At 48.3% G+C, this 25843-nt stretch carries 21 protein-coding genes, 1 tRNA gene and 1 pseudogene; 20 read left to right on the top strand and 3 right to left on the bottom strand.

Features of this window, described 5'->3' with window-relative positions; genetic code table 11:
• Positions 1 to 546: 546 nt before the first annotated feature.
• The 18 genes from liaX (at position 547) to LBCZ_RS04415 (ending at position 20755) form a co-directional block, all read left to right on the top strand.
• Entirely contained in the window at positions 547 to 2037 is a 1491-nt protein-coding gene (gene liaX / locus LBCZ_RS04325; RefSeq protein ID WP_025012525.1) for a daptomycin-sensing surface protein LiaX, read from the top strand.
• 12 nt (positions 2038 to 2049) lie between these two features.
• On the top strand, positions 2050 to 2310 hold the full coding sequence (locus tag LBCZ_RS04330; RefSeq protein WP_010489401.1) for a hypothetical protein: 261 nt from the start codon (positions 2050 to 2052) through the stop codon (positions 2308 to 2310).
• Between the two features lie 2 nt (positions 2311 to 2312).
• Positions 2313 to 2648, top strand: coding sequence for a phage holin family protein (locus LBCZ_RS04335; protein WP_025012526.1), 336 nt, complete (start codon positions 2313 to 2315; stop codon positions 2646 to 2648).
• A gap of 203 nt (positions 2649 to 2851) precedes the next feature.
• Entirely contained in the window at positions 2852 to 3811 is a 960-nt protein-coding gene (gene hprK / locus LBCZ_RS04340) for an HPr(Ser) kinase/phosphatase (protein ID WP_010489397.1), read from the top strand.
• 1 nt (position 3812) lies between these two features.
• Entirely contained in the window at positions 3813 to 4640 is an 828-nt protein-coding gene (gene lgt, locus LBCZ_RS04345; protein ID WP_025012527.1) for a prolipoprotein diacylglyceryl transferase, read from the top strand.
• Between the two features lie 10 nt (positions 4641 to 4650).
• Positions 4651 to 5706: an NAD(P)H-dependent glycerol-3-phosphate dehydrogenase gene (locus LBCZ_RS04350; protein WP_025012528.1), complete on the top strand. Its 1056-nt coding sequence runs from the start codon at positions 4651 to 4653 to the stop codon at positions 5704 to 5706.
• A gap of 65 nt (positions 5707 to 5771) precedes the next feature.
• A complete protein-coding gene (gene trxB / locus LBCZ_RS04355; RefSeq protein WP_010489391.1) occupies positions 5772 to 6719 on the top strand; it encodes a thioredoxin-disulfide reductase in 948 nt (315 codons plus the stop codon).
• A 497-nt stretch (positions 6720 to 7216) separates the two neighbouring features.
• A complete protein-coding gene (locus tag LBCZ_RS04365; RefSeq protein ID WP_039638835.1) occupies positions 7217 to 8944 on the top strand; it encodes a phospho-sugar mutase in 1728 nt (575 codons plus the stop codon).
• Between the two features lie 205 nt (positions 8945 to 9149).
• A complete protein-coding gene (locus LBCZ_RS04370; RefSeq protein ID WP_010489378.1) occupies positions 9150 to 9797 on the top strand; it encodes a YfbR-like 5'-deoxynucleotidase in 648 nt (215 codons plus the stop codon).
• Positions 9798 to 9969: 172 nt separating this feature from the next.
• Positions 9970 to 11985 (top strand): excinuclease ABC subunit UvrB, encoded by a 2016-nt coding sequence (gene uvrB, locus LBCZ_RS04375; RefSeq protein ID WP_039638837.1) that lies wholly within the window; start codon positions 9970 to 9972, stop codon positions 11983 to 11985.
• Positions 11986 to 12178: 193 nt separating this feature from the next.
• A complete protein-coding gene (gene uvrA, locus LBCZ_RS04380) occupies positions 12179 to 15067 on the top strand; it encodes an excinuclease ABC subunit UvrA (RefSeq protein WP_025012530.1) in 2889 nt (962 codons plus the stop codon).
• A gap of 205 nt (positions 15068 to 15272) precedes the next feature.
• The gene (locus tag LBCZ_RS04385; RefSeq protein WP_025012531.1) at positions 15273 to 15812 is read left to right on the top strand and encodes an HdeD family acid-resistance protein; all 540 of its coding nucleotides are present in this window, start codon (positions 15273 to 15275) and stop codon (positions 15810 to 15812) included.
• Between the two features lie 137 nt (positions 15813 to 15949).
• Positions 15950 to 16837: an RNase adapter RapZ gene (gene rapZ, locus LBCZ_RS04390; RefSeq protein ID WP_010489370.1), complete on the top strand. Its 888-nt coding sequence runs from the start codon at positions 15950 to 15952 to the stop codon at positions 16835 to 16837.
• Complete coding sequence (locus LBCZ_RS04395) at positions 16834 to 17862, top strand: gluconeogenesis factor YvcK family protein (RefSeq protein WP_025012532.1); 1029 nt, start codon at positions 16834 to 16836, stop codon at positions 17860 to 17862. The genes rapZ and LBCZ_RS04395 overlap by 4 nt, the downstream gene beginning before the upstream one ends.
• Positions 17863 to 17866: 4 nt before the next feature.
• Positions 17867 to 18814: a DNA-binding protein WhiA gene (gene whiA / locus LBCZ_RS04400; protein ID WP_025012533.1), complete on the top strand. Its 948-nt coding sequence runs from the start codon at positions 17867 to 17869 to the stop codon at positions 18812 to 18814.
• 300 nt (positions 18815 to 19114) lie between these two features.
• Complete coding sequence (locus LBCZ_RS04405; protein WP_025012534.1) at positions 19115 to 19570, top strand: MarR family winged helix-turn-helix transcriptional regulator; 456 nt, start codon at positions 19115 to 19117, stop codon at positions 19568 to 19570.
• Between the two features lie 117 nt (positions 19571 to 19687).
• Entirely contained in the window at positions 19688 to 20278 is a 591-nt protein-coding gene (gene clpP / locus LBCZ_RS04410) for an ATP-dependent Clp endopeptidase proteolytic subunit ClpP (RefSeq protein WP_005684526.1), read from the top strand.
• 405 nt (positions 20279 to 20683) lie between these two features.
• Positions 20684 to 20755, top strand: a tRNA-Arg gene (locus LBCZ_RS04415).
• Positions 20756 to 20966: 211 nt separating this feature from the next.
• On the opposite strand, the gene LBCZ_RS04420 is transcribed toward LBCZ_RS04415, so the two are convergent.
• Together LBCZ_RS04420 and LBCZ_RS14295 are read right to left on the bottom strand one after the other, a co-directional pair.
• Positions 20967 to 22130, bottom strand: a complete 1164-nt coding sequence (locus LBCZ_RS04420; RefSeq protein WP_025012535.1) for a tyrosine-type recombinase/integrase — start codon at positions 22128 to 22130, stop codon at positions 20967 to 20969.
• Between the two features lie 131 nt (positions 22131 to 22261).
• A pseudogene (locus tag LBCZ_RS14295) lies at positions 22262 to 23356 on the bottom strand (Abi family protein).
• 37 nt (positions 23357 to 23393) lie between these two features.
• On the opposite strand from LBCZ_RS14295, the gene LBCZ_RS15930 reads away from it, so the two are divergent.
• Both LBCZ_RS15930 and LBCZ_RS04430 read left to right on the top strand, forming a co-directional pair.
• On the top strand, positions 23394 to 23558 hold the full coding sequence (locus LBCZ_RS15930) for a hypothetical protein (protein ID WP_156129363.1): 165 nt from the start codon (positions 23394 to 23396) through the stop codon (positions 23556 to 23558).
• 99 nt (positions 23559 to 23657) lie between these two features.
• Positions 23658 to 24710, top strand: coding sequence for an IS30 family transposase (locus tag LBCZ_RS04430; protein ID WP_039638840.1), 1053 nt, complete (start codon positions 23658 to 23660; stop codon positions 24708 to 24710).
• Between the two features lie 155 nt (positions 24711 to 24865).
• Here LBCZ_RS04430 and LBCZ_RS04435 read toward each other — a convergent pair whose 3' ends face one another.
• Positions 24866 to 25579: an XRE family transcriptional regulator gene (locus LBCZ_RS04435; protein WP_025014052.1), complete on the bottom strand. Its 714-nt coding sequence runs from the start codon at positions 25577 to 25579 to the stop codon at positions 24866 to 24868.
• Positions 25580 to 25843: the final 264 nt, after the last annotated feature.

Genomic DNA, 25843 nt, shown 5'->3' on the forward strand with positions numbered 1-25843 from the left:
GATTGTTAAAAGTGCCCAGTTAGTATTTATGCTCAATCAACAGGCAGGACCATAAATTCACAGCTACAGCAAAAAGCAAACATGCTCTGCGATAACGAGGGAGTATGTTTGCCTTTTTGTTTCCCTGAAGTAATCTGGTGGGTTTATTTAAGATATGAGTGCCAAAGCGGAGCAATCGTAGGCCAGATGGGGCTCAGGGGTGAAGTTGGCATTAAACGGGCGGTTTTCCCGTTTTAGGCCAAGGCCGAGCTTTGAGACTCAGCCGGGTTTGCTGAGGCTCAAAGTCGTGCCCACCCCTCTAGCTTCGCGGTCGCCAGCCCCAGATGGACGGAGATTGCGGAGTTTGGCACGGCTTGGAACTTATTGCCTAAGCTTTTTCGACCGTTCAGAATCAAACTATGAGCGCACCTACTAAATTATGATTTAACCTCGTTATAAATGAACCGTCCGCCTTCCGTCCCGTTTAAAAATCAACCTTTGGACCTATGCGCTGTGGTCAAATTCCGTGCATACTAATCATGTAATCAAATCCTGGAGGGATAACCCATGAATGAACGCGAAAGAATTTTAGACCTCGTCAAAAAAGGCGTCATTTCAAGCGAAGAGGCACTGGTACTTTTGGAGAACCTCGCCAAACAGCAAGGCTCCCAAGCCGACAGCCCGGCCGATCATACTGCTCCCGAAGACAACTCGGAGTCAGATACGCATGATCAAGCCAAGCACGATGATCACGAAGAAACCGATACTGACACAGATGCCGCGTTGACCGAACTCAACACCGAGATTGCCGAAGCAGCCGGTGCGTTGGATGCGGCAACAACGCAAGTAACCAGCATCAACAAGCAAATTGAAGCTAATAACGAACAGATTATCGTCTTAGACACGATGGAAGATCTTGAAGCTTTGTCCCCAGAGAAATACCAAAAGCGTGGGGAATTAAAGCAGGAGAATCAGAAACTCACCGATCAACTAGCCGAGTTAAACGGCCAGGTTGAGTCGCTCAAAGCTAACCTCGCCACACTTCGTCATCAGAAACACGATCTGGAACGTCAAAAGATCAGTGATAAGATTTTCAATGACGAGTGGCAAAAAGATGCCCGTGACGTCTTTTCCGAACTTGGCAAAAATATCGGGGATGCGACCTCGCAAATCGGCGGCTTTGTCAAAGATACCGTCAACAATGTACTAGACAATGTTGATTGGAAGAATGTCACCGTTACCGTTCCTGGCCTAGCCACAGAGAAGTTCGAGCATGTGTTCGAATTTCCTGACAGTAAGGCAACCATTTTGGATGTGAAGGTTGCGAATGGCGACGTGCACTTTAAGCCTTGGGATCAACCGGGTATTCAAGTCGAAGCTGCCATCAAGCTGTACGGCAAAATGGATGCGCCGACGCCGCTGGACGCGTTTAACGACCGCAGCCGGATTGATGTCACCGATGATCATTTCAGTTTCCAGGTGCCTAATAAGCGCGTTCAGGCCGACCTAGTCATTTCACTGCCAAAACGCAGCTACGATCATGTGGCGGTGCGCTTACTCAACGGTAGTGCGGACCTGACCGGCATGAGCGGAAAAGATTTTTATGTCAAGAGTACCAATGGTCAAATGACCTTCACTAATATTGATGGTGTCATGATCGAAAGTGAAGGTGTTAATGGCTCTATCAAGGTTCAGGGTGGCCATACGCATGACTTATTGCTGACCACTGTTAACGGTGATGTTTCAGTTGATGCCGACCCGGCAAGTGCCGCACTGAAAACCGTAAATGGCACAGTTCGCGCAACCTATCACACTGACTTTACCAAAATTGAAGGAACTTCGATGAATGGCAATGTGAAAGTTGCTGTGCCGGCTTCGATTGCCTTAAATGGCGAAGCCCGGACCCATTTTGGCAGTATTAAGAGTCGCCTGAGCAATGTGACTGAACCGGCAAAAGGTAGCAAACGCTTCGGACTGGAGCGTCCAGGAACCGGCAGTAGTGAGTTGAAACTCAATACGACCAGTGGCAATATTCAATTGAAAGATTCAAATGACTAAGGGGGATCGCTTATGCCTTTTCTATTAATTCCATTAATGTTTTTCATCGTTGGCTTGGTTTTGGTGGCGGTATTTGCGATCGGGATCATCTTGTTGAAAATGTTAATCGTACCGGCACTTCTGGTGGTTTTGGCTGTATGGCTATTCTCGCGCCATGACCGTGATGGCCGCCGTGGTCCACGGCATCCATATCGCGATCAAGGTACGTCGCGACCGCGTAAAAACGCCACCCACGTTACCGAGTCACATGATGATGATTGGAGCGATTTCTAGTCATGAATTTCATCAAACGTACCATCATCACAACCGCCGTTTTCTTAATCTATGCGCAACTGTTTCCTAGTCAACTCTATGTTGCGGGCTTTGGTGTGGCCGTTGTCGGTGCGCTTGTTTTAGGAGTTCTTAATGGCTTGCTACGACCAATCCTGGTGATTCTGTCGATTCCAATTACAATTCTCACGTTAGGGTTGTTTTTAATCGTTCTTAACGGCCTGATGCTCAGCATGATGACATGGTTCGTGTCCGGCATTGTTTTCAGCAGTTTTGGCTCAACCATGATGCTGGCCATCATCATCTCGGTGATGAATATGATTTTTGTCGGTAAAAAATAGCGCAGCTTGATCAACAGTTGCGCCAGAAGTTGGTCCTCGAGACATAAATTGTCCGGGGGTCTTTTTTTGGGCTAATGCAACCTTTCTTGACCATATTCTGACGGAACCAAACAACTTTGGCGTCGGTTTTTACCTGTCGTTCCCGTGTGGTTCACCGAGTTATGGTAAAATGAAGCAAACATGGCGAAAGAAAGGTGGACTTCATGGCAGACAGCGTGACGGTACGGCAACTCGTCAAGGCGACTAAGCTTGAGGTATACAGTGGTGAGGAGTATCTTGATTCTCGGCAGGTCGTTTTGAGCGATATTTCGCGTCCCGGACTTGAGTTGACAGGTTACTTTAATTATTATCCGCATGAACGGATTCAACTTTTTGGTCGGACAGAAATTTCATTTGCGCGGAATATGTCCTCGGAAGAGCGGTTATTGATTTTGAAACGGATGGCAACCGAGGACACCCCGGCGTTTCTGGTGTCGCGCGGGTTGCAACCACCGGCGGAAATGATTACGGCGGCCACCGCGGCGCATATTCCGGTATTGGGTTCACGGTTACCGACAACGCGGCTGTCAAGCTTGATCACCGAATACTTAGACGGACAGCTGGCAGAACGCCGCAGTATGCATGGCGTTTTGGTTGATATTTATGGTCTGGGCGTGCTGATCACCGGCGATTCCGGCGTTGGTAAATCAGAAACGGCTTTAGAACTGGTTCAACGTGGGCACCGGCTGATCGCTGATGACCGGGTGGATGTTTATCAACAGGATGAACAAACCATCGTGGGTGCTGCGCCGCCGATTCTCTCACATCTGCTGGAAATTCGTGGCTTGGGTATTATTGATGTCATGAATCTTTTTGGTGCCGGTGCTGTTCGCGAAGACACCACCATTTCGCTTATTGTTCATTTGGAAAACTGGACGCCGGATAAGACATTTGACCGGCTGGGTTCCGGTGAACAGACACAGCTTATTTTTGACGTACCGGTTCCTAAGATTACGATACCGGTTAAAGTTGGGCGTAACCTGGCGATCATCATTGAAGTGGCGGCCATGAATTTCCGCGCCAAGTCAATGGGCTATGATGCGACCAAGACATTCGAAAAAAATCTTAATCATCTGATCGAACATAACGAAGCAAGCGACCAGAGCAGTTCGGAGGAAAAATAACTTGTTATTAGTACTCAATCCAATCGCGTTTCAGTTGGGTGGTCTGGAAGTTCATTGGTACGGGATTATTATTGCCAGCGCCGTTTTACTGGCAGTCTATCTGGCGATGAAGGAAGCCCCAAAACGCGGTATTAAAGAAGATCACATTCTGAATTTGATTTTATGGGCGTTGCCATTTGCACTCATCGGGGCACGCCTTTATTATGTGGCATTTGAATGGCCATATTATGCTGCCCATCCCGGCGAGATTATTGCCATTTGGCATGGCGGCATTGCGATTTATGGGGCTTTGATTGCCAGCGTGATTGTTTTTGCCATTTATTGCCGAATTGAGTGGCTGCCAGTCTGGCTAGTACTTGATATTGCGGCTCCCACGGTTATGCTGGCGCAAGCGATTGGCCGCTGGGGCAATTTCATGAATCAGGAAGCCCATGGTGCGATCACAAGTCTGGCTTATTTACGCGGCTTGCATCTGCCAGAGTTTATCATTCAGCAAATGAATATTGGCGGCGCATATCGCCAGCCGACATTTTTGTATGAAAGTATGTGGAATCTGGTTGGATTTGCCTTAATCATGACAGTGCGGCATCATCAGCATTGGTTCAAGCAAGGCGAGATCGTTTTGAGTTACGTGATGTGGTACAGCTTCGGCCGCTTCTTTGTTGAAGGCATGCGGACCGATTCACTGTATGTGGTGCCAGGTCTGCGGGTTTCCCAGATTCTGTCGATTATTTTGTTCATCGCGGCTGGTGCGTTAATCTGGTATCGGCGGCGCCGGGGAGACGTTGCGTGGTATTTAGACGGCAATCCGCTGAAAGCAGTTGAATAGGAGTGATTTTGTGCCGACAAAAATAGCAGTGTTAGGTGCTGGTTCATGGGGAACGGTGTTAGCAAACTTGATAACAGAAAATGGCCATGACGTTTATTTATGGAGTCATAGTCCGGAACAAGTTGCGACCATGAAGCAGACTCACAAAAATGAGCATTACCTGGGTGCTGAATTTACATTACACGATGCGCTTCACGTGACCGCAGATTTAGGCCAGGCGTTGGACCAGGCGACCGTGATTTTATTTGTGGTGCCGACCAATGCCATTCGCAGTGTGGCCGAACAAGTCAAGCCGATTTTGCAGGCGCACCGTGGCCGCGGCGAACAGCCGATTATTGTCCATGCGGCAAAAGGCTTGGAACGCGGCAGTGAGTTGCGAATTTCGCAGGTTTTGGCTGAGGTCTTGCCACCGGATCTCATTCAGGGTATTGTTGTGATTTCCGGGCCGAGTCATGCCGAAGATGTTGCAACGCATGACATTACCACCTTAACCGCCGCATCTGAAGATTTACCGCTGGCGAAAAAAGTGCAACAATTATTCATGAACGACTATTTTCGGCTTTACACGAATACCGATGTGATCGGCGTCGAAATCGGCGCAGCGTTAAAAAACGTGATTGCGATCGGCGCCGGGGCGTTGCATGGCCTCGGTTACGGTGATAACACCAAAGCCGCCTTGATGACCCGCGGACTGGCAGAAATCAGCCGGGTGGGCGTAAAACTAGGTGCCGAGCCGCTCACGTTTATCGGCCTATCCGGTGTCGGTGACTTAATCGTGACCTGCACTTCCGTTCACAGCCGCAATTGGCGGGCTGGTAATGCATTGGGTCAAGGCGAGAAGCTTTCAGACGTGTTGAAGAACATGGGGATGGTGGTCGAAGGCGTTTCAACGACCAAGGTCGCCCATCACATGGCACGTGAGTTAGGTGTCGATATGCCAATTACCGATGCCATTTACCAGGTCCTTTATGAAAATGCCCCGATTCGCGCAGTCATTACCGATCTCATGCAGCGATCCGGCAAACCGGAATTTGATTTTGACAATGCTAGTTTACAAAAGCACTAAAACCCTGTATATTAGACTACGTAGCTTACTATTTGTAAGCAATACGGCAAAAGGAGAGACTGCCAATGGCAAAAAAATATGATGTAATCGTGATCGGTGCCGGTCCCGGCGGCATGACGGCGGCGCTTTATGCTTCGCGTGCCAATCTGTCAGTGTTAATGCTTGATCGCGGTGTCTATGGCGGTCAAATGAACAACACCGCTGAAGTAGAGAACTATCCGGGTTACAAGTCAATCCTTGGACCTGATCTTGGCCAAAAAATGTACGATGGCGCCACTCAATTTGGTGCCGAATACGCCTATGGTAATGTCATCAGCGTCCAGAATCATGGTGCAACCAAGTTGGTCAAGACTGATGAAGACGAATTTGAAGCCAAGGCGATTGTCATTGCGACAGGCGCAGAACACAAGAAGCTGGGTGTACCTGGCGAAGAAGCCTATAGCGGCCGTGGCGTTTCGTACTGCGCAGTCTGCGACGGTGCCTTCTTCAAAGACCGCGAGCTTGCCGTTATTGGCGGTGGCGATTCCGCGATCGAGGAAGGCCTTTACCTGACCCAAATGGCCAAAAAGGTAACGGTTATTCACCGGCGTGATCAACTGCGTGCGCAACAGATTATCCAGAAACGCGCATTTGCCAATGACAAGATGCATTTTGTCTGGAACGCCCAGGTTCAGGAAATCCAAGGCGATGACATGAAAGTCACCGGCGTCAAGTATCGTGACAAGGAAACCGGTGAAGAGCATGTTCTGCCAGTTGCCGGTGTCTTCATTTATGTCGGCATCATGCCGATGACCGAACCATTCCAGGATCTCGGCATTCTGGACGATCATGGTTGGATTCCAACCGATGATCACATGCGGACAAAGGTACCGGGCATCTTTGCCATCGGTGACGTTCGTGCCAAAGACCTGCGGCAGATTACCACAGCGGTAGGCGAAGGCGGTACTGCTGGGCAAGGCGTTTTCAACTATATCCAAAGTTTGAACGATACCAACATTGAAGTTAAAGCTTAGTTATTTTTAGTGTACTAGAAGTGATTCGAAGCTAAAAATAGGAAACGGCCATGGCCTAGTATAGGGTCAAACTTTAAAAGCAAACTTACTTTCCGTTGATACGATGGTGGTAAGCTTGTTTTTTTGTTTACTTATGAATAATTTGTCAAGTCTCTTGAGATCTTAGTGCCAAAGCGGAGCAATCGTAGGCCAGATGGGGCTCAGGGGTGAAATTGGCCTTAACGGGCGATTTTCCCGTTTTAGGCCAAGGCCGATCTTTGAGACTCAGCCGGATCTGCTGAGGCTCAAAGTCGTGCCCACCCCGTTCCAGCCCCAGCTGGCCGGAGATTGCGGAGTTTGGCGCGGTATAGAATTTATTGCCCCGATTTTTCAATGGATCGCAAAAGAATTTTCTTATTTGAGCGCGTTTTCAACCAAGCGTTGGTTACTTATAGTATGATTGGAAAAGGAAGGGCTGTACCCGAAATTATCAATTTAGACAGATAGGAGCTGATCACGTGAGTTACCGTGATACGTATCAACAATGGGTCGATGAACCAACACTTGATCCGGAGCTAAAAGCTGATCTTAAGAAAATGGCCGACGACGAAACAACTAAGGAAGAAGCGTTTGCTGCCCCCATGGCATTTGGGACTGCTGGCATGCGCGGCGTTCTTGGTGCCGGCATTGGCCGGATGAACATTTATACGGTACGCCAGGCAACTGAGGGTCTGGCGCGGTTTATGGACACCTTAACGGATGAAACAAAGGCGCGCGGCGTGGCCATTAGCTATGATTCCCGCTACATGAGTCAGGAATTTGCTTATCAAAGTGCCGGTGTGCTTGGCGCTCACGGCATCAAGAGTTATGTGTTTGACCAGTTGCGGCCAACACCGGAGTTAAGTTTTGCGGTACGCCATTTGAAGACTTACGCCGGGATTATGATTACGGCCAGTCATAACCCGAAGCAATACAATGGCTACAAGATTTATGGTCCAGATGGCGGTCAAATGCCGCCGGAAGAATCCGACAAAATTACCAAGTACGCTCGGTCGGCATCTGATCTTTTTGCGATTAAAGCGTTAAATGTTCACGAATTGCGGGCCAAGGATTTAATGCAGCCGATTGGTGAAGACGTTGATGAAGCCTATTATGCTGAAGTGGCCACAGTGACAATCAATCCCGACTTGGTCCACACTGTCGGGAAGAATATGTCACTGGTTTATAGCCCATTACATGGGACTGGCCGCATTCCGGCACAAATGGTTTTGCGCAATGCCGGGTTTGAAAACTTCCGCTTGGTTCCGGAACAAAGCATTGCTGATCCGGAATTTGCGACAACCCCGTTCCCGAACCCTGAATTTGCCCAAGTCTTTGATTTGCCGATCGCATTGGGCAAGAAAATCGGTGCGGATGTGTTGATTGCCACTGATCCGGATGCCGATCGTTTGGGCACTGCGGTTAAAGTCGGCGACCACTATCAGTTATTGACTGGTAACCAGATTGCTTCCGTATTGCTGCACTATATTCTCGAAGCCCGCAAACAAGCCGGCACGTTGCCAAAAAATGGCGCGGTTGTGAAGTCAATCGTTTCAACCGAATTAGCGACGGCAATTGCAAAAGATTACGGCGTGGACATGATCAATGTTTTGACCGGCTTCAAGTTTATCGGCGATCAAATCAAGCACTTCCAAGCCACTGGCGAGCATGAATTTCTTTTTGGCTTTGAAGAAAGCTATGGTTATTTGATCAAACCATTCGTTCGAGATAAAGACGCGATCCAGTCCACGGTCTTGCTGGCTGAAGTAGCCGCATACTACCAGTCACAAGGCAAGACACTTTGGGATGGCGTTCAGGAACTGTACAAGAAGTACGGTTATTATGCTGAAAAGACGGTTGGCGTTGATTTTGAAGGCGTTGACGGTCCAAAGCAAATGGTTAATCTCATGACGAAGTTCCGCGAAGAGCAGCCAGACGATTTTGCCGGTGTCAAGATTGCCAAAGTGGAAGACTTCCTGAGTCAAGAAGCGAAGTCGGCAGACGGCACGGTTGAAAAACTGACGATGCCTTCCAGCAACGTGCTGAAATACATCTTGGACGACGGTACATGGATTGCGATTCGCCCATCCGGCACCGAGCCAAAAGTCAAATTCTATGTTGGCACCAAGGCAGAAACTGACGCAAAAGCGCAAGAGAAACTCGAGGCGTTCGAAAAAGCCTTGAATGATTTTCGTGAAGAAGCCTAAACCAATCAGCGTGGTAAAGGTGTTTTCTGCGTAAGCTTAAATAGATCCTGACGAAACATTCAGGGTCTATTTGTTTGCATTCACTTATGTACAACCAAGTCCCAAAATGTGAAACACCTTGCAATGGTCTGGCTATGGTGGTAGTCTTTTAGCAATTTAAGTAATTTTTTGATCGTCACACCAAATAACAGGAGGTCATTTTGACATGGGCATGCACCAATTTATCCAAGGACTGAGTAATCTGGAGACACTGCGGCGGGCACCGGGCTTTTTCAAGTATCAGGAACACTCGGTGGCAGCTCACAGCTTCAAGGTTGCGGAAATCGCACAGATGCTGGGCGATGTCGAGGAATTGGCGGGGAACAAGGTTAATTGGCAGATGCTCTACGAAAAGTCGCTGAACCATGATTACACGGAACGTTTCATCGGCGATATCAAAACGCCGGTCAAATATGCCACGCCGACATTGCGGCAGATGCTTGCCGACGTTGAGGCCACGATGACGGAGAACTTCATCAAAAATGAAATTCCGCGCGATTTTCAGGATCGTTATCGCCGTCGTTTGTCTGAAGGCAAAGACGACACGCTTGAGGGCCAAATCTTGAGTGTGGCCGATAAAATCGACTTGCTTTACGAAGGATTTGGCGAAATTGAAAAAGGCAATCCTGAACAGGTCTTTCTTGACATCTACACGGAAAGCCTGAGTACTATTCTGGAATTTAAGAATCGACCAAGCGTCCGGTACTTCCTCGATCAGGTTTTGCCGGATATGCTGGAAGAAAAGTTTGCCAGTCGTGATCAATTGGCCAAACTGACCAAAGCAACCATGGCAGAACACGAGCCGAGTAAGTAGCGAAAGTATGTTCGCTATGTTATAATATGCGAGATGAAAGTTGGAATGCGTTTCAAATCGGTTCCAACTTTTTTGATGAAAAATTTTGGTACAACGGCGGGATACCGCATACAAATGGATGTTAATGCGCGTGGGAATAGCCGCGCGTCACATGTTGATTGGAGGCATGTCGATGATCGAACGAATCGCTGATCGTAAATTTGATCTGGTTTCACCTTATCAGCCGGCTGGGGATCAGCCTCAAGCGATTGCCAAGCTGACAAAGGGATTTGAAGAAGGCAAGAAAGAACAAATCCTGTTAGGCGCAACCGGAACCGGCAAGACGTTTACGATGAGCAACATCATCGCCAACCTGAATAAGCCGACTTTGATTTTATCGCACAATAAAACCTTAGCGGGACAGCTCTATGGCGAGTTTAAGGAATTCTTCCCGCATAATGCGGTTGAATATTTTGTCTCTTACTATGATTATTACCAGCCTGAAGCATATGTGCCTAGCACGGACACGTATATTGAAAAAGACAGTGCCATTAATGACGAAATCGACAAGTTGCGGCATAGTGCAACCAGTGCGTTACTTGAACGAAACGACGTGATTGTGGTGGCGTCGGTATCATCTATCTTTGGATTAGGTGATCCGCATGAATATAAAAATCACGTGTTATCGCTTCGGACTGGGATGACGATTGACCGGAATACATTGTTGCGGCAATTGGTCGATATCCAATTTGATCGGAATGACATTGATTTTCAGCGCGGTCGTTTTCGGGTTCGCGGGGATGTTGTTGAAATCTTCCCGGCCAGCCGTGATGATCATGCCATTCGGGTTGAGTTCTTTGGGGACGAGATTGACCGAATTACTGAAGTGGACGCATTGACCGGTGAAGTCATTGGCACGCGGGATCATGTTGCCATTTTCCCGGCCACCCACTTTATGACCAGTGACGAACAGATGCAACGTGCGATCAAGAGTATTTCGGCGGAATTGGAAGATCGACTGAAGGTGCTGCGCGGCGAGAACAAGTTGCTTGAAGCGCAGCGCCTGGAACAGCGGACCAACTATGACATTGAAATGATGCGCGAAATGGGCTTCACCAGTGGCATCGAAAATTATTCCCGCCACATGGATGGCCGCAAACCGGGCGAACCGCCGTATACACTGCTGGACTTTTTTCCGAAAGACTTTACGATCATGGTTGACGAAAGCCATGTCACAATGCCGCAGATTAAAGGGATGTACAACGGTGACAGAGCGCGGAAACAGATGCTGATTGACTATGGCTTCCGTTTGCCAAGTGCATTGGACAATCGGCCGCTGAAGATTGAGGAGTTCGAAAAGCACGTTAAGCGTATCTTGTATGTCAGCGCCACCCCGGGACCTTATGAACTGAGCCGTGTCCCCAAAGAAGATATTACTGAGCAGATTATCCGGCCGACCGGTTTGCTGGATCCGAATATTGAAGTACGTCCGGTGATGGGACAAATCGATGATCTGGTTGGTGAGATCAACAAACGCATCGATGCTCATGAACGGGTCTTCATTACCACCTTGACTAAGAAAATGGCGGAAGACCTGACCGACTATCTGAAGGATATGGGGATTAAAGTCCGCTACCTGCATAGCGATATCAAGACACTGGAACGGACCAAGATTATTCGTGATTTACGGCTAGGTAAGTTCGATGTGCTGATCGGCATTAACCTTTTGCGTGAAGGAATTGACGTGCCGGAAGTTTCGTTGATTTCGATTCTTGATGCTGACAAGGAAGGCTTCTTGCGGGCAGAACGATCTTTAATCCAGACGATCGGCCGGGCATCGCGTAATGAGCATGGTAAAGTGATTATGTATGCGGACAAGGTCACTGATTCGATGAAGGCCGCGATTGATGAAACCAAGCGGCGGCGGGCGATTCAGGAGAAGTTTAACGAAGAACATCATATTCAGCCTAAGACCATTATCAAACCGATTCGGGCAGCTATTTCGACTTACGAGCAATCTGACGATGAGAAAGCCGAGGCCAAGAAGACCTTTGCCGAGGTTGATTATGAAGACATGACCAAAGCCGATAAGAAAGAATTGGTGGCCAACCTGCGTTCACAAATGCAGGCGGCGGCCAAGAAACTGGATTTCGAACAGGCGGCATCGTTACGGGACACTATTCTGGAGTTGCAGGCAGATATGTCTTGAGATTTTTGTAACGAACTTGCATGATGAAACAAAGTCAGCCATGATTACCTTGATTAGATCCGGCGATCGTGGCTGTTTTGTTGTCGTGATCCTGGCGTTGGCTGAGACGCAGGAACTGATCCGCTTTGTCGTGCCAGATGGGGTGACGTTCTGGCTACGGGCGGCTTGTTTTAAATGAGGAGATTTTTTGTGAATGGCAAATGATAAAATTGTGATCCATGGGGCACGTGCCCATAACTTAAAAAACATTGACGTGACTATTCCCCGTAACAAACTCGTGGTCATGACGGGGTTGTCAGGTTCTGGCAAGTCCAGCCTGGCGTTTGATACGCTATATGCAGAAGGCCAGCGTCGGTACGTTGAAAGCTTATCTGCCTATGCCCGCCAATTTCTGGGCCAGATGGAGAAACCGGACGTCGACTCGATTGATGGGCTCAGTCCGGCGATTTCGATTGACCAAAAGACGACTTCCAAGAATCCCCGTTCAACGGTCGGCACCGTTACGGAAATCAACGATTATCTGCGGTTGTTGTGGGCGCGGGTCGGTCATCCGATTTGTCCGAACGATGGGACACCGATTACGAGCCAGAGTGTCGAACAAATGGTGGATCGCGTCTTAGCATTACCGGAAAAGAGCCGCATTCAGATTCTGTCGCCAATTGTGCGACGCAAAAAAGGCAGTCATAAGAAAGTCTTCTCCAAGATTATGCGTGAAGGTTATGTGCGGATGCGCGTTGACGGCGAGGTAATGGACGCAACGGCCGACTATGAGCTGGATAAAAACAAGGCTCATGATATTGATATCGTGATTGACCGGATTGTGGTGAAGCCTGAAGCGCGCAGCCGGTTGTTTGATTCATTCGAAGCGGCGTTACGTCTGTCGGAAGGTTACGCCAATGTCGATGTGATTGGCGGCGAGACGTTACGTTTTTCCGAACATTTTGCCTGCCCGATTTGTGGCTTTACCATTGGTGAAATGGAGCCGCGCCTCTTTTCGTTCAATGCCCCATTTGGTGCCTGCCCGGAATGTGATGGCTTAGGGGTTAAGCTCACGGTCGATATGGATCTGGTCGTCCCGGATCCAAGCATGACCTTGGCACAAGGCGCGATTGCTCCGTGGAATCCCATCAGTTCCCAGTACTATCCGGAATTGTTGGAACAAGCCGCAACGGCCTTCAAAGTGCGCATGGATGTGCCATTTGAGAAGTTGACCAAACGGGAGCGCACCGTTGTCCTTGATGGCAGTAACGGTAAGCCGTTCCATTTTCATTATGAAAATGATTTTGGCGGCGTTCGGGATGTCGATGTCCCGTTTGAAGGGGTACTGACCAACATTTCCCGGCGCTATGCCGAGACTAACAGCGATTTTACCCGCCAGCAGATGCGCAGTTACATGACCGCGTTGCCTTGCCCGGTTTGCCATGGCAAGCGGCTGAATCGGCAAGCACTTGCCGTAAAAATTTCCGGTCGTGATATTGCCGAAGTTTCCGATTTGGCGATCAAAGATGCCTTACCGTTCTTTAAGCAGATTCAGCTGAGCGAGGCTGAAAGTGTGATTGCTCAGCCAATCGTGAAAGAGGTTGTCGATCGTTTAACTTTTCTTGTCAATGTCGGCCTTGGCTATCTGACCTTGAGTCGTAGCGCCGGGACGCTGTCTGGCGGTGAAGCACAACGGATTCGGTTGGCAACCCAGATCGGCTCCAACTTGAGCGGAGTCATGTATGTTCTGGATGAGCCGTCAATCGGCCTGCATCAACGCGACAACGATCGCTTAATCGCCTCTTTGAAAAAAATGCGTGATTTAGGCAATACGCTCATTGTGGTTGAACATGACGAGGACACCATGCGGGCAGCCGATTACCTGATCGATGTCGGCCCGGGTGCCGGTGACCATGGCGGCCGGATCATGGCTGCAGGCACGCCTAAGCAAGTGGCGCGGGTACGCAAGTCGATCACGGGGCAATACCTATCTGGCCGTAAGTTTATTCCGGTACCGTTGAAGCGTCGGACAGGCAATGGCAAAGTGATCCGTTTAGAAGGGGCTGCCGACCATAATCTCAAGCACATCAATGTTGATTTTCCATTAGGCAAGTTTATTGTGGTTACCGGGGTTTCCGGATCGGGCAAGTCAACGCTTGTTAATTCGATTTTGCGGCGAGCATTGGCCCAAAAACTGAATCACAATTCCGAAAAACCCGGACCATATGATAAAATTCTGGGTTATAAAAACATCGAGAAACTAATCAATATCGATCAGAGCCCCATCGGCCGGACGCCACGGAGCAATCCAGCTACCTACACCAGCGTTTTTGATGATATTCGCGGATTATTTGCAGAAACCAATGAAGCTAAACTGCGTGGCTACAAAAAAGGGCGGTTCAGCTTTAACATCAAAGGCGGTCGCTGTGAAAACTGTAAAGGCGACGGAATCATTAAGATCGAAATGAACTTTTTGCCGGACGTTTATGTGCCTTGCGAAGTTTGCCATGGCAAACGGTATAATTCCGAAACGCTTGAAGTGACGTACAAAGGCAAGAATATTGCGGAAGTCCTCGACATGACCGTTGAAGAAGCCACCAACTTTTTCAAAAATATTCCAAAGATTCGCCGCAAGTTGCAGACGATTGTGGATGTCGGCTTGGGCTATGTGAAGCTTGGTCAAAGTGCTACAACCCTTTCCGGTGGTGAAGCGCAGCGGATGAAGCTGGCCAGCGAATTGCAGAAGCTTTCGACCGGTAAGAACTTTTATATTTTGGATGAACCGACGACCGGTTTGCATACTGATGATATTAAGCGATTGCTGGAAGTGCTGGAACGCTTGGTCGATGAAGGCAACACGGTTTTGGTCATTGAGCACAATCTGGATGTGGTTAAATCTGCCGACTGGGTCATTGATCTGGGTCCTGAAGGCGGGGACGGCGGTGGCCGTGTCATTGCCACAGGCACGCCGGAACAAGTCGCTGAGGTGGCTGATAGCTACACCGGCCAGTACCTCAAACCGGTTCTGATCCGTGACACCAAACGGACCAAAGAAGCGGTTGCGGGCAAGGATGGCAAAGCAAAAAGTGCACCTAAGAAATAAAGCGTTCGATAGTCGCGTTTAAAACCGCGACTATTTATGTACATAAATGAGCAGCGCGGAACCGATTTTTGATAACTTTTTAAAGGTTGCGGATCATGCGTGGCTAGCGGCATTTGCCAGCGTCTTCAAAAATTCCGGTAATTCAATTTGTTGAATTGCTTTTTGAAATGGTATGATAGAAATGATTAAGAAAGTAGGGAATAATATGTTAAATCGAAAGAGTTTTGGCTTTGACTGGGGGCAGTTCATCACCGGTATTCTGTTTCTGGTTGCTGCTTTTGTGGTCTTACGGTACCCGTTAGCGACATTAAGGACGGTTGCCTTTATCTTTGCTGTCGTTGCCATTATTCGAGGGATTGCGGTTCTTGCGGGCTTTTCCATATTGCGCCAGTTTACCGGTAGATTGGCATGGATTTCCTTGATTATGGGGATTTTTGACCTTGTCATTGGCCTGATTTTCTTATTGAATTCTGGCTTAGGCGTGGCGACGATCACCATGATGTTTGCTATCTGGTTCCTGGTCGATTCTGTCGGCTCATTGTTCAACGTCGGTCATCTGCGCGTTGCCGGTACCGGCTGGTTTGTTGTTTATCTGATTCTGGATATTCTGGCGGTCATTGTTTCGCTGATGCTGTTCATGCAGCCGGTGATTGCGGCAGTGACGCTGGTGACCTTGCTGGCGATGTTCTTCGTCCTGTTCGGCATCGAGTGTATTGTCATCGCCTTTGCTCGACGCAACATTTAAATTGTCCACCAAAAGCCCGAAGGATCGGTGTTTCTAAGCCGGTTCTTCGGCTTTTTTGATTTCGGGAGTCTGTGATGGTAGGAATGACACGCCCGGAATGTTATACTTGATTGAATATGAGCACAAAGGAGCCTTTTATGACTGAAAGTTTGGATCTTGTTATTATCACTGGGATGTCGGGTGCCGGCAAAACCGTTGCAATGCAGGCGTTTGAAGATTTGGGGTATTTTTGCGTTGATAACATGCCGCCAGCGCTGCTTCCTAAATTCTGGGAACTCGTTAAGGAATCCGGGAAGATTTCGAAGGTCGCGCTAGTCGTGGATCTGCGCAGTCGGGCTTTTTATGACCAGATTATCGACATGTTGGCTAATCTGGACAACAACGCTTACGTTCATTCGCGCATTTTGTTCTTAGACGCGACGGATGAAGAACTGGTTTCGCGCTACAAGGAAACCCGCCGCTCCCATCCCTTGGCAATGGAAGGCCGGTTGATGGACGGCATTAAAAAGGAGCGCGTGCTATTAACCGAGTTGCGGAATCGAGCGCAAGTCGTGATTGATACCACCACGTTAAGTCCGCGGCAGTTGCGCGAAAAGATCTTTTTAAACTTCAAAGAAAATAGCGGGCAGCCAGCCTTTCATATTGAAGTCATGTCATTTGGGTTCAAATACGGGTTGCCGATTGATGCGGACATTGTCATGGATGTCCGGTTCCTGCCTAATCCGTTTTACGTCAAGGCTTACCGGCCAAAAACCGGTTTGGATCAGGAAGTTTATGACTATGTAATGGACAATGAAGATGCCGAAAGCTTCTACAACAAATTTTACGATTTGCTGGCTGAGATCATGCCCAAGTATAAAGCCGAAGGGAAAACCAGTGTGACGATCGCGATCGGTTGCACAGGCGGCCAACACCGGAGCGTTGCGTTTGCGGAGCGCATCGGTAAGGCATTTTCGGATGCGTATGCGGTTGATATTACCCATCGGGACATTAAGAAACATAAGGAGACGGTGAATCGTTCATGAGTCGGGAAACTAAATTTATCCGCGTCATTCGCGGGCGGCGTCCTAAAGTCGTCGTGATTGGCGGCGGAACCGGATTGCCGGTTATCTTGCATAGCCTGCATGAACAAGATGCTGACGTAACGGCGATTGTGACGGTTGCCGATGATGGCGGGTCGTCAGGCACCATCCGCAATTATATTAACGTGGTGCCGCCTGGGGATATTCGGAATGTGCTTGTTGCCTTGTCGGAGTTGCCGAGCCTGTATCTGGATATTTTCCAGTATCGCTTTAACACGACCGATGCGTTTTTCGCCGGCCATGCGATTGGCAACTTAATCATTGCGGCTTTGTCAGAGATGAAAGGCGGCATTTTTTCGGCGGTTCAGCAGTTGAGCGAAATGATGCAGGTGGATGGTCACGTTTATCCTGCCAGCAACACACCACTCACACTTAATGCCGAATTCACAGATGGAACGAGCCTATCCGGTGAATCCGAAATTACCGCGGCCGGTAAGAATATCAAGCATATTTCCGTCTCCGAAACCGATCCGGCTAATGGCGAACCCAAAGCCGTCCATGAAGTCATTGATGCCATTATGGATGCCGATGTGGTCGTGCTGGGGCCCGGCAGTCTGTTTACCAGCATCCTGCCGAACCTGATGATTGGCAATCTGGGTGACGCTGTGAAGAAAACGCAGGCCGAAGTCATCTATATCGTCAACATCATGACGCAGAAAGGCGAGACGCAAAACTTCACCGATGCCGACCATGTTCGGGTGTTGAATGAACAGATGGGCGAGGATTTTGTCGATACCGTGCTCGTCAATATCGAACCGGTCCCCGAGAATTATCTCGATCACCAAAAGTACAACGAAATTCTGACGCCGGTTAAGCATAATTATCAAGGTTTGCGGGATATGGGTTGTCGCGTGATTTCGGAAGACTTTTTGAAGTTGCGTGATCGCGGCGTTTTCCATGATGGCGACAAGGTGGCTAAGGAAATTTTGAATTTGGCCTTTCAAGTGAGCACAAAAATCCGGAGGTGAGGGCATGGCAAGCTTCGCCAGTATGGTGAAAAAAGAACTGACCCAACTCGAGGTTCATCCTGAACATGCGAAGGCAGAGCTGTCGGCATTGATCCGGATGAACGGCAGCCTGACATTGATGGCCCATCGGTTTGTCTTAAACATTCAGACTGAAAACCCGGCCATTGCCCGGCGAATTTATAGTTTGATTCGCCAGGTTTACCGGCATGAAGCCAACTTGGTCGTTCATCGCAAAATGAAACTCAAGAAAAATTATCAGTACATTGTCCGCCTGACGGAAGGCGTCAATGATATTCTGTCGGACTTGTCGATTTTGGATCCGACAACGATGGCGATTTCGACGACGGTCCCGGCAACGGTTTTGGAAGAACCACAACGGATGCGTTCGTACTTGCGCGGCGCTTTTTTAGCCGGCGGATCGGTGAATAATCCGGAAACATCGCGCTATCACCTGGAAATTTATTCATTGTATGCCGATCACAATGTCGGCATTTTGAAAATGATGAATCATTTCAACCTGAATGCGCGCACTGTCGAACGCCGAAGCGGCTATATTGTTTATTTAAAAGAAGCCGAAAAAATCGCGGATTTCCTGCAGGTGATCGGGGCAACGAATGCGATGCTTAAGTTCGAAGATGTCCGGATTGTGCGCGATATGCGTAACTCGGTGAACCGCCTCGTTAATTGCGAAACGGCGAATATGAACAAAACCATTGATGCGGCCCAGAAACAAATCGAGAATATCAACTACCTTAAAGATCATGTGGGGTTGGATAACCTGCCGACCAAACTGCGCGAAATTGCCGTTTTGCGCTTAGCCCATCCGGATGTCTCGTTGCAGGAGTTGGGTGCTATGGTTCCGGGTGGGACAATTTCGAAGTCAGGCGTCAATCATCGGTTGCGCAAACTCAATCAGATTGCTGAGGGTTACCAGCAACCGGAAGATGCCTAGCAGCTATGATAATTGCAAGATAAGCAAAAAGTCATATTTATAAGATAATGCCTTTGTTTCCTCAAGATAATCGTGTACAATGTAACCGACATCAAGTTATTTGATGTAGGCATTTGAACGACCCAGCTGCCACTTTTAGGATGCTAAAAACTGTCCGGTAGTGTGCTGGTTGACGAGTGCCACGACAAGAAACACGAGTCAGTTTACATTCGGATTTACAGTGATGTTATTACCAGATGAAGCGGTAATCGTCACGTTCAGCGGGATACAATTGTTGCTTAGGTTTTAGGAGGAAGCACTATGGTCAAACCGATTACATTAAATGAACAACTTTGTTTTGCAATTTATAAGGCACAGAAACAATATAATCATTTCTATGCTCAGGCATTGGGGCCATTTAAGTTGACTTATCCGCAGTACATTACGTTGCTGTCGCTGTATGAACACGGCACGATGTCGGTTAAGCAGGTGGGCCAAACACTTGAGTTGGACAGCGGTACCTTGACACCGTTAATGAAGCGTCTGGAAAAAGACGGCTGGATCAGCCGCAAACGATCAACCGAAGATGAACGTCGCGTTGATGTTAGCTTGACGCAAAAGGCTTTGGACGCTCGCGACGAGATTTTTGAACATGTTGGCTCCTGCATGGAATTGATGAATTTGCCGCAAACTGAATATGATCGTATCAAGACTGAGGTAACGCGTGTCGATGAGCATCTGAGTGCTATCGCTGACGACGCCTACCCACAAGTCTGAACGATTTTTATAAGGTCAAAGATTGTGATTAAAATCTTTGACCTTATTTGACTTTAGCAGTATACTTAGCACTGTACTTTAAAGAGTGCTAAAAAACGATTTTCAGGAGGTTAGGACATGCTAGTACCTACCGTCGTTGAACAAACCAGTCGTGGCGAACGCGCTTACGACATTTACTCACGTCTATTAAAAGACCGGATCATCATGTTGTCCGGTGAAGTAAACGATCAAATGGCAAACTCGGTCATCGCCCAGTTACTTTTTCTTGATGCACAGGATTCTGAAAAGGATATTTACCTTTACATCAACAGTCCCGGTGGTGTGATCACCAGCGGCTTGGCGATGCTTGATACTATGAACTTCATCAAGTCCGATGTTCAGACCATTGCTATTGGGATGGCTGCATCCATGGCATCTGTCCTGTTAGCTGGTGGCACGAAAGGCAAGCGCTTTGCTTTGCCGAATTCGACCATTTTGATCCATCAGCCTTCAGGTGGTGCCCAAGGTCAGCAAACCGAAATCGAAATTGCGGCCGAAGAAATTTTGAAGACCCGTAAAAAGATGAACCAGATCCTGGCCGATGCAACAGGTCAGACAGTTGAGCAAATCAAGAAGGATACTGAACGTGATCACTATATGAGCGCTCAGGAAGCCAAGGATTATGGCTTGATTGATGATATTCTGGTTAATAAGAATAATCAAAAATAAAGGCTTAAACGAATTGGCACACCGCTTTGGTTAGTGGTGTGCTTTTTTCGTGGGAGTGGAAGGACGGGTAGAAGGACTTTGAGGATAACCGCCGAGAATGAATCAGTATAGGCAGTGAAAAAATAAGGTTTGGGGGCAATCCGGTTTCGAAACGCGCTCACTGGGCCAGAAACCTGCGTGTAAGGACCTTGGTCGCAATGGTGCAGACCGTGACTGAAGTCCTCCGACGCAAAAACGCGCTCACAGTCGCAGAAATCTACGTGTAAGGACCTCAAGCCTAAATGGCCAAAGACCAGCCATTTAGGCTTGAGGCCACTTACACTCCGATTTCTAAGCGCTCCTGCTCACGCTCTACAGAAAAGACTTGCAAATTACCTCCTGATTGAGTAATATAATTAGGTACTTGCGCGGTTAGTGTAATGGATCGCACGTGAGATTCCGGTTCTCGAAATCCGGGTTCGACTCCCGGGCTGCGCAGAAATAGCCCATTTAGGACAAATTGGGACAAACAAAACGCCTAGAAATAGGCGTTTTTGTTTTGCGCTCAAGTGGGGAATTTTGAAATGTGTGCAATGGGTTGTGCAATGGGCCAAAAAAATAGGGAAAAACGAGGCTCATTGCACACATATTGCACACCGTAGCCGCTATCCGTTGCGGCGCAAGGCTTACAGCAATCGCAAAAATTCGACTAAAGTGTATTAAGCGCCTTGAGTATCTTCTTGTCGTCCTTCTGCTTGAGTTCGTCAATCTCGTGCATGTAGACGCGCATGGTGATGGCCAGACTCGCATGGCCAAGGCGGCGAGAGATAGACATCAGCTCCATGCCTTCATACATGAGCATGAATCCGTGCGAGTGGCGCAGACCGTGGCTGGTGATGGCGTTCTTAGCGCCGACTGCCTTGCAGAGACCCTTGACCGTTTTGCTCATTGCCTCATTGTCAATGATGCGGTGCTCTGAATTGCGGAAGACCAGATTATCTTCATCTCGCCAGCCATCAGCCATGAATGCTGTCTGCTGTTCCAGGCGTAGCTTCTTCAATATTTCAACCAAGTTCTTCGAGATCGGGATGGTGCGGTAAGACTGCTTGTTTTTGAGCGCTCCAAAGTTGTCATGCTGCTTGCGCGTCTTGTATTGCCACGAGTGGGTGAAGGTCACAGTGCCCGCAGCCAAATCTATATTGTCCCAGGTCACGCCCAGAGCTTCCTCAAAGCGGGCACCAGTGAGGGCCATGAAGACCGTGATGTAGTTGCTCATGTGGCTTAGGTCGGCGTACTTGGTGGCGAGTTGGATCATCTTCTTGAACTCGCGGAGGTCAACATACTTCTTTGACTCATCCTTCTCGGCAGTGCCACCAACGATGGCGCGGCGGGTGAAGTCCTTCTTGGTGTAGCCGTCTTCGATTGCGTCCTTGAGCACCGCACGCATATACGAGTTTATTCTAGCCACGGTTGAGTGGCTGAGGGGCTGTTGAAGCTTGCCGCGAGGGTTTGAACCACACCAGTCCAAAAACGTCTGGTAGGTCGTTCTATCCACGTCAGCGATGAGCAGGCCGGGGCGCTCTTTGTCAAACCATTCGTGGATGTAGCCACCGACCACTCGGTACCACTCATCAGTGATGGCTGATGCTCGACCGATTTTGAAAGCCTGCGTCCACCGATCATAATAGTCTGGAAGTGTAGCCGCCTTGCTGTCCTCTTTGTAGTCAAGTGAAGCCTCCGCTTCTGCTGCCGCAATGGTGGCTTCTCGCTTGGTGCTGAACCCCGACTTGTAAACCTGGTGGCGTGCTTCGCCGCTGCCGATTGTCGCGCGGTAAGCCCAGCCATTAGTTGATGACTTCGTGATTGATGCCATGATTTTCCTCCGTTTCTGCTATAATAGGGTACGCAAAGAGCGCACGTGTGTTGCTGTTTGTCCGCGCGTCTGTCCTGACCGGCCAAGGTATGGGAACAGGCGCTTTTTTGTTCAATAGTATGTAGGAATCGCTATAGACGCGACTTATCACTCTTATTTCCGCCGATAAGTGTATGAACACTTTTGGGAATGGTCGTGTCCTCGAGTTCCATGGCCTGAATTAACATATTTTCGTCTTGCGGGAAGTTTTGCAAATAGTTTGCCAGGAGCACGTCAATCCAAGACGAAATTGTTTGTTTTGGGTCGGGATTATTTATAATACCTAGTGTTAAAATTAGTGCCCCAATGCTACTTTTTCGGTATCCGGTGCGATGCTTGGCTTTTGATATATTTAAAATGTTTTTACGAAGCAGAAAGGGCGAACTGTGTAACTCGTGATCGGAGGCACGATGATTGTAGACACGACCACCGTGGGCGGTTAAGTTCCGATAGTCTAGTACTAAATCGAGTAAATCACCAAAGGATTGTCTAATTCTCATGGTCTCATCTAGAGCTTCAATTACTGTAGAATCCATACTCAGCATTCTGCTTATGATATCCAGCCTGACTTTGGGCTTTGACAGCTTATACCAATAAATGACCTGCCCTAGCATCAAATTCTTTATCATAATCCACGGTGGAATGTTTCCATGATTTTCTCGATAATATTTGTAAGGCTGATCGTTTGAGCCTAACAGTTTTCCAAAATTGTAAAGCATTTTATCCCGCTCATTAAATGGTGGCGTTGTCCGCGGTGAACCGTCGTGCTGGTAGTAAATTTTTCCGCGGTTATAATATGCTCTGTCGGTGTATATTTGTTGATCGGGGGATATACATTTAGAAATCGAATAAGCGACCGCTTGCTTAAACGTGCTTTCAAACTATTCGATACCTTGTAGGGTGCATTCTCGAATATGCTTGTCAAGGATGAAGAGCTGAAATATATGTTCGAAGTTTGCCTCCGGTCTAAAACCGTCATCGTCATTGTGCGGATTGTTTAAAAAGGGCTCCTTATATCCGTTAATGATTTCATAGTAACCATACCGAGTAAGAGCTTTCTTAGCGGCTTCGAAGTTCAAAACGCTTAGCCCTCGTTGATCATGAAGGATTGATAGTTGCTCATCGATTGTTTTGAATGGCTTATCGATCATTTTGTTCACCTCACTAAATGAAAAGAGCGAGCACATAATGTGCTCGCTCAGTTGCCTCTAAGGAGGCATTAACTTGATTGAATACATTATGCGCCAGGTAATCCGGACGCGTCAACCGATTTTTTCAATGTTTCTATCCATGGTGTATGGAATTTTAAACAGTCTAAATATGGTGGTTCAATTTTTCCCGCCCTCTCCGGGGGCTTTTTGTTTGCCGCGCATTTTAGAATCAAGTTAGCCACTGTCTCAAAATTTTTTGGACAATAAAAAACATCAAGAACAGATATCCTGTATCATTGAAGTTCCTACACAAACAATGGAAGAGGATATTGTCTTGATGCAGAAACAGGATAGCACACACCGCCAAAAAGGTCAGCACTTAACATCACTCGAGCGCGGAAAAGTGGCCGGATTCCACCAAGCTGGGAAGTCCAATCGTTGGATTGCTGCTGAAATTGGCGTCTGCCCGCAGACCATTAATAATGAAATCAAGCGAGGTACAGTAGATCAGGTCAAGAAGAGTAATGGCAAGCGCGTCTACCATCGACAATACCTGCCAGAGGCTGCTCAGGCACGTTACGAGACTGCACGCTTGAGCTGCCATCGTCCTGACAAGTTCGCCAGCGTACAGGTCTTCTTAGCCTGGTACGTACAGCGAGCTAAGCAGGACAAATGGTCGCCGGATGCTTCGATCGGCTATGCCAAGCGACACAAGCTGTTTACTCCTGAAGAGCTTGTTTGTGCCTCGACTTTGTACCAGTACATTGACGACCAACGCCTAGAGATTCGAAATATCGACCTGTTGGAGAAGACTAAGCGGAAGACCTCTCACCAGCACCACACCAAGGCTAAGCGCCTGGCTGGCCGCAGTATCGAGGAACGGCCTAAGGTCGTTGAACGACGCAGGCAGTTCGGTCACTGGGAGATGGATACCATTGTCGGTAAACGCAATGGCAAGGAGAGCGTCATCTTGACTCTGATTGAGCGCAAGACCCGTTGCCAACTTCTCCGCTTGATCGAAGGACGAGATGCAGACTCTGTGAGCTATGCATTGCGTGGAATCAAGCGCGAATGGGGAGCTTGCATCAAGACCATCACAGCCGACAACGGACCCGAGTTCACCGCCTTAAATACTGCTTTTGCTGGGACGGAAACTGAGATCTTCTACGCCCATCCTTACACGTCCTGCGACCGTGGCACCAACGAGGCACATAACCGGATGATCCGCCAGGACTTCCCTAAGGGCATGTCCTTAGATGACATTAGCCCTAGTCAAGTGCAGGCCACGCAAGACCGCTTGAATCAGTTGCCTCGCAAACAACAGGGCTACTGCACACCCCAGCAAAACTTTGAGGCCGAAGCTCGGCGCGTTCGCCGCATGGCCCAGTAGTCTCTCTAGCGCCACAACTTCTATTTGATAACGGCCTGTTCTGGGATTGTCCTCAACGACTGGCTAACTTGTTCTTGCAATTTACGGCTTTTTGTTTGCGTCTAGTTCGGACGTAAGCCCACGGCACGTCCTGCCCGTGCCTGCTGCTTAGTGGGTTAGTTCAGCACAACACCGATGATGCTGACATCTTCGGGATCCAAGTATCGGTCAGGGTACGCATCATTCAGTGAGTGTAGAACAATTTTCTTTTGTTGATAATCGCGGGATACCTGCTTGAATGTGACACCTTCGTCAGCCACACGGACAACAGCCAGATCGCCGTCATCGATTGTGTCTTGCCATCGAACAAATATCTGCGAATACTTCGGGTAGTCTGGCTCCATCGAGTCCCCCTCAACGGTCACGATTTCATCTGCACTAGCTGGGATGTCGTCAACATTGACGCGCGTCCTATGCACCTCAGCGTCCTGTGTGGCGCCATCGATAGGAGCACCGGCAGCTGTACCGCGCCCAGTAACAATCTCACGCTGTTCTGGGAACGGGACGACATTCTCGTTCTGCTGATCTTTCAGCTGCTTCTCTGCGTATGTGTAGACTTTCTGCTGACGGGCGGGCTGAAGCTGTTGCATGGTGCTTACAGTTTGATCAATCACTTTACTGTTAGTATTTTTTGACAGGTCGATGTTCATCATGTCGTCTAACTTTACGCCAAATATATTAGCAATGTCAGCCAGAATTCCTGCTTTTGGAGTGTACTTGCCAGACTCCCATTCGCTGATAGTTGATACGCTTCGGTGAATCATTCCAGCGAATGTCTGCTGATCATAGCCACGTTTCGCACGCAGATATTTTAGATTTTTTGCAAACATGTCAAGTTCCTCCTCATTTCTATTAGGAACAGTATATCACCACTTCGGAAAAGCGGAAATATATTTCCGAATTTAATTTCGAAAAAACGAAATTCTATTATTGACTTCGGAAAAACCGAAACGTATGATATAGTCATAAAGAACGAAAGGAGTGAAGCAATCATGAGCGAAAAGCCTGAAAAATTTAGCCGTAAATTGCAAGAACAAGTTAGCCAGTCGTTGAGGACAATCCCAGAACAGGCCGTTATCAAATAGAAGTTGTGG

This window comes from Lacticaseibacillus casei DSM 20011 = JCM 1134 = ATCC 393, assembly GCF_000829055.1.
GTDB classification, from domain to species: domain Bacteria; phylum Bacillota; class Bacilli; order Lactobacillales; family Lactobacillaceae; genus Lacticaseibacillus; species Lacticaseibacillus casei.

Excerpts from the sequence above, each read along its gene's own strand:
- LBCZ_RS04335 (WP_025012526.1), top strand. The coding sequence starts at position 2,313 with ATGAATTTCATCAAACGTACCATCATCACAACCGCCGTTTTCTTAATC.
- LBCZ_RS04435 (WP_025014052.1), bottom strand. The coding sequence starts at position 25,579 with ATGTTTGCAAAAAATCTAAAATATCTGCGTGCGAAACGTGGCTATGAT.
- rapZ (WP_010489370.1), top strand. The coding sequence starts at position 15,950 with ATGACTGAAAGTTTGGATCTTGTTATTATCACTGGGATGTCGGGTGCC.
- LBCZ_RS04370 (WP_010489378.1), top strand. The coding sequence starts at position 9,150 with ATGGGCATGCACCAATTTATCCAAGGACTGAGTAATCTGGAGACACTG.
- trxB (WP_010489391.1), top strand. The coding sequence starts at position 5,772 with ATGGCAAAAAAATATGATGTAATCGTGATCGGTGCCGGTCCCGGCGGC.
- LBCZ_RS04430 (WP_039638840.1), top strand. The coding sequence starts at position 23,658 with ATGCAGAAACAGGATAGCACACACCGCCAAAAAGGTCAGCACTTAACA.
- hprK (WP_010489397.1), top strand. The coding sequence starts at position 2,852 with ATGGCAGACAGCGTGACGGTACGGCAACTCGTCAAGGCGACTAAGCTT.
- liaX (WP_025012525.1), top strand. The coding sequence starts at position 547 with ATGAATGAACGCGAAAGAATTTTAGACCTCGTCAAAAAAGGCGTCATT.
- LBCZ_RS04385 (WP_025012531.1), top strand. The coding sequence starts at position 15,273 with ATGTTAAATCGAAAGAGTTTTGGCTTTGACTGGGGGCAGTTCATCACC.
- clpP (WP_005684526.1), top strand. The coding sequence starts at position 19,688 with ATGCTAGTACCTACCGTCGTTGAACAAACCAGTCGTGGCGAACGCGCT.
- LBCZ_RS04395 (WP_025012532.1), top strand. The coding sequence starts at position 16,834 with ATGAGTCGGGAAACTAAATTTATCCGCGTCATTCGCGGGCGGCGTCCT.
- LBCZ_RS04405 (WP_025012534.1), top strand. The coding sequence starts at position 19,115 with ATGGTCAAACCGATTACATTAAATGAACAACTTTGTTTTGCAATTTAT.
- whiA (WP_025012533.1), top strand. The coding sequence starts at position 17,867 with ATGGCAAGCTTCGCCAGTATGGTGAAAAAAGAACTGACCCAACTCGAG.
- LBCZ_RS04420 (WP_025012535.1), bottom strand. The coding sequence starts at position 22,130 with ATGGCATCAATCACGAAGTCATCAACTAATGGCTGGGCTTACCGCGCG.
- uvrA (WP_025012530.1), top strand. The coding sequence starts at position 12,179 with ATGGCAAATGATAAAATTGTGATCCATGGGGCACGTGCCCATAACTTA.
- LBCZ_RS04330 (WP_010489401.1), top strand. The coding sequence starts at position 2,050 with ATGCCTTTTCTATTAATTCCATTAATGTTTTTCATCGTTGGCTTGGTT.
- uvrB (WP_039638837.1), top strand. The coding sequence starts at position 9,970 with ATGATCGAACGAATCGCTGATCGTAAATTTGATCTGGTTTCACCTTAT.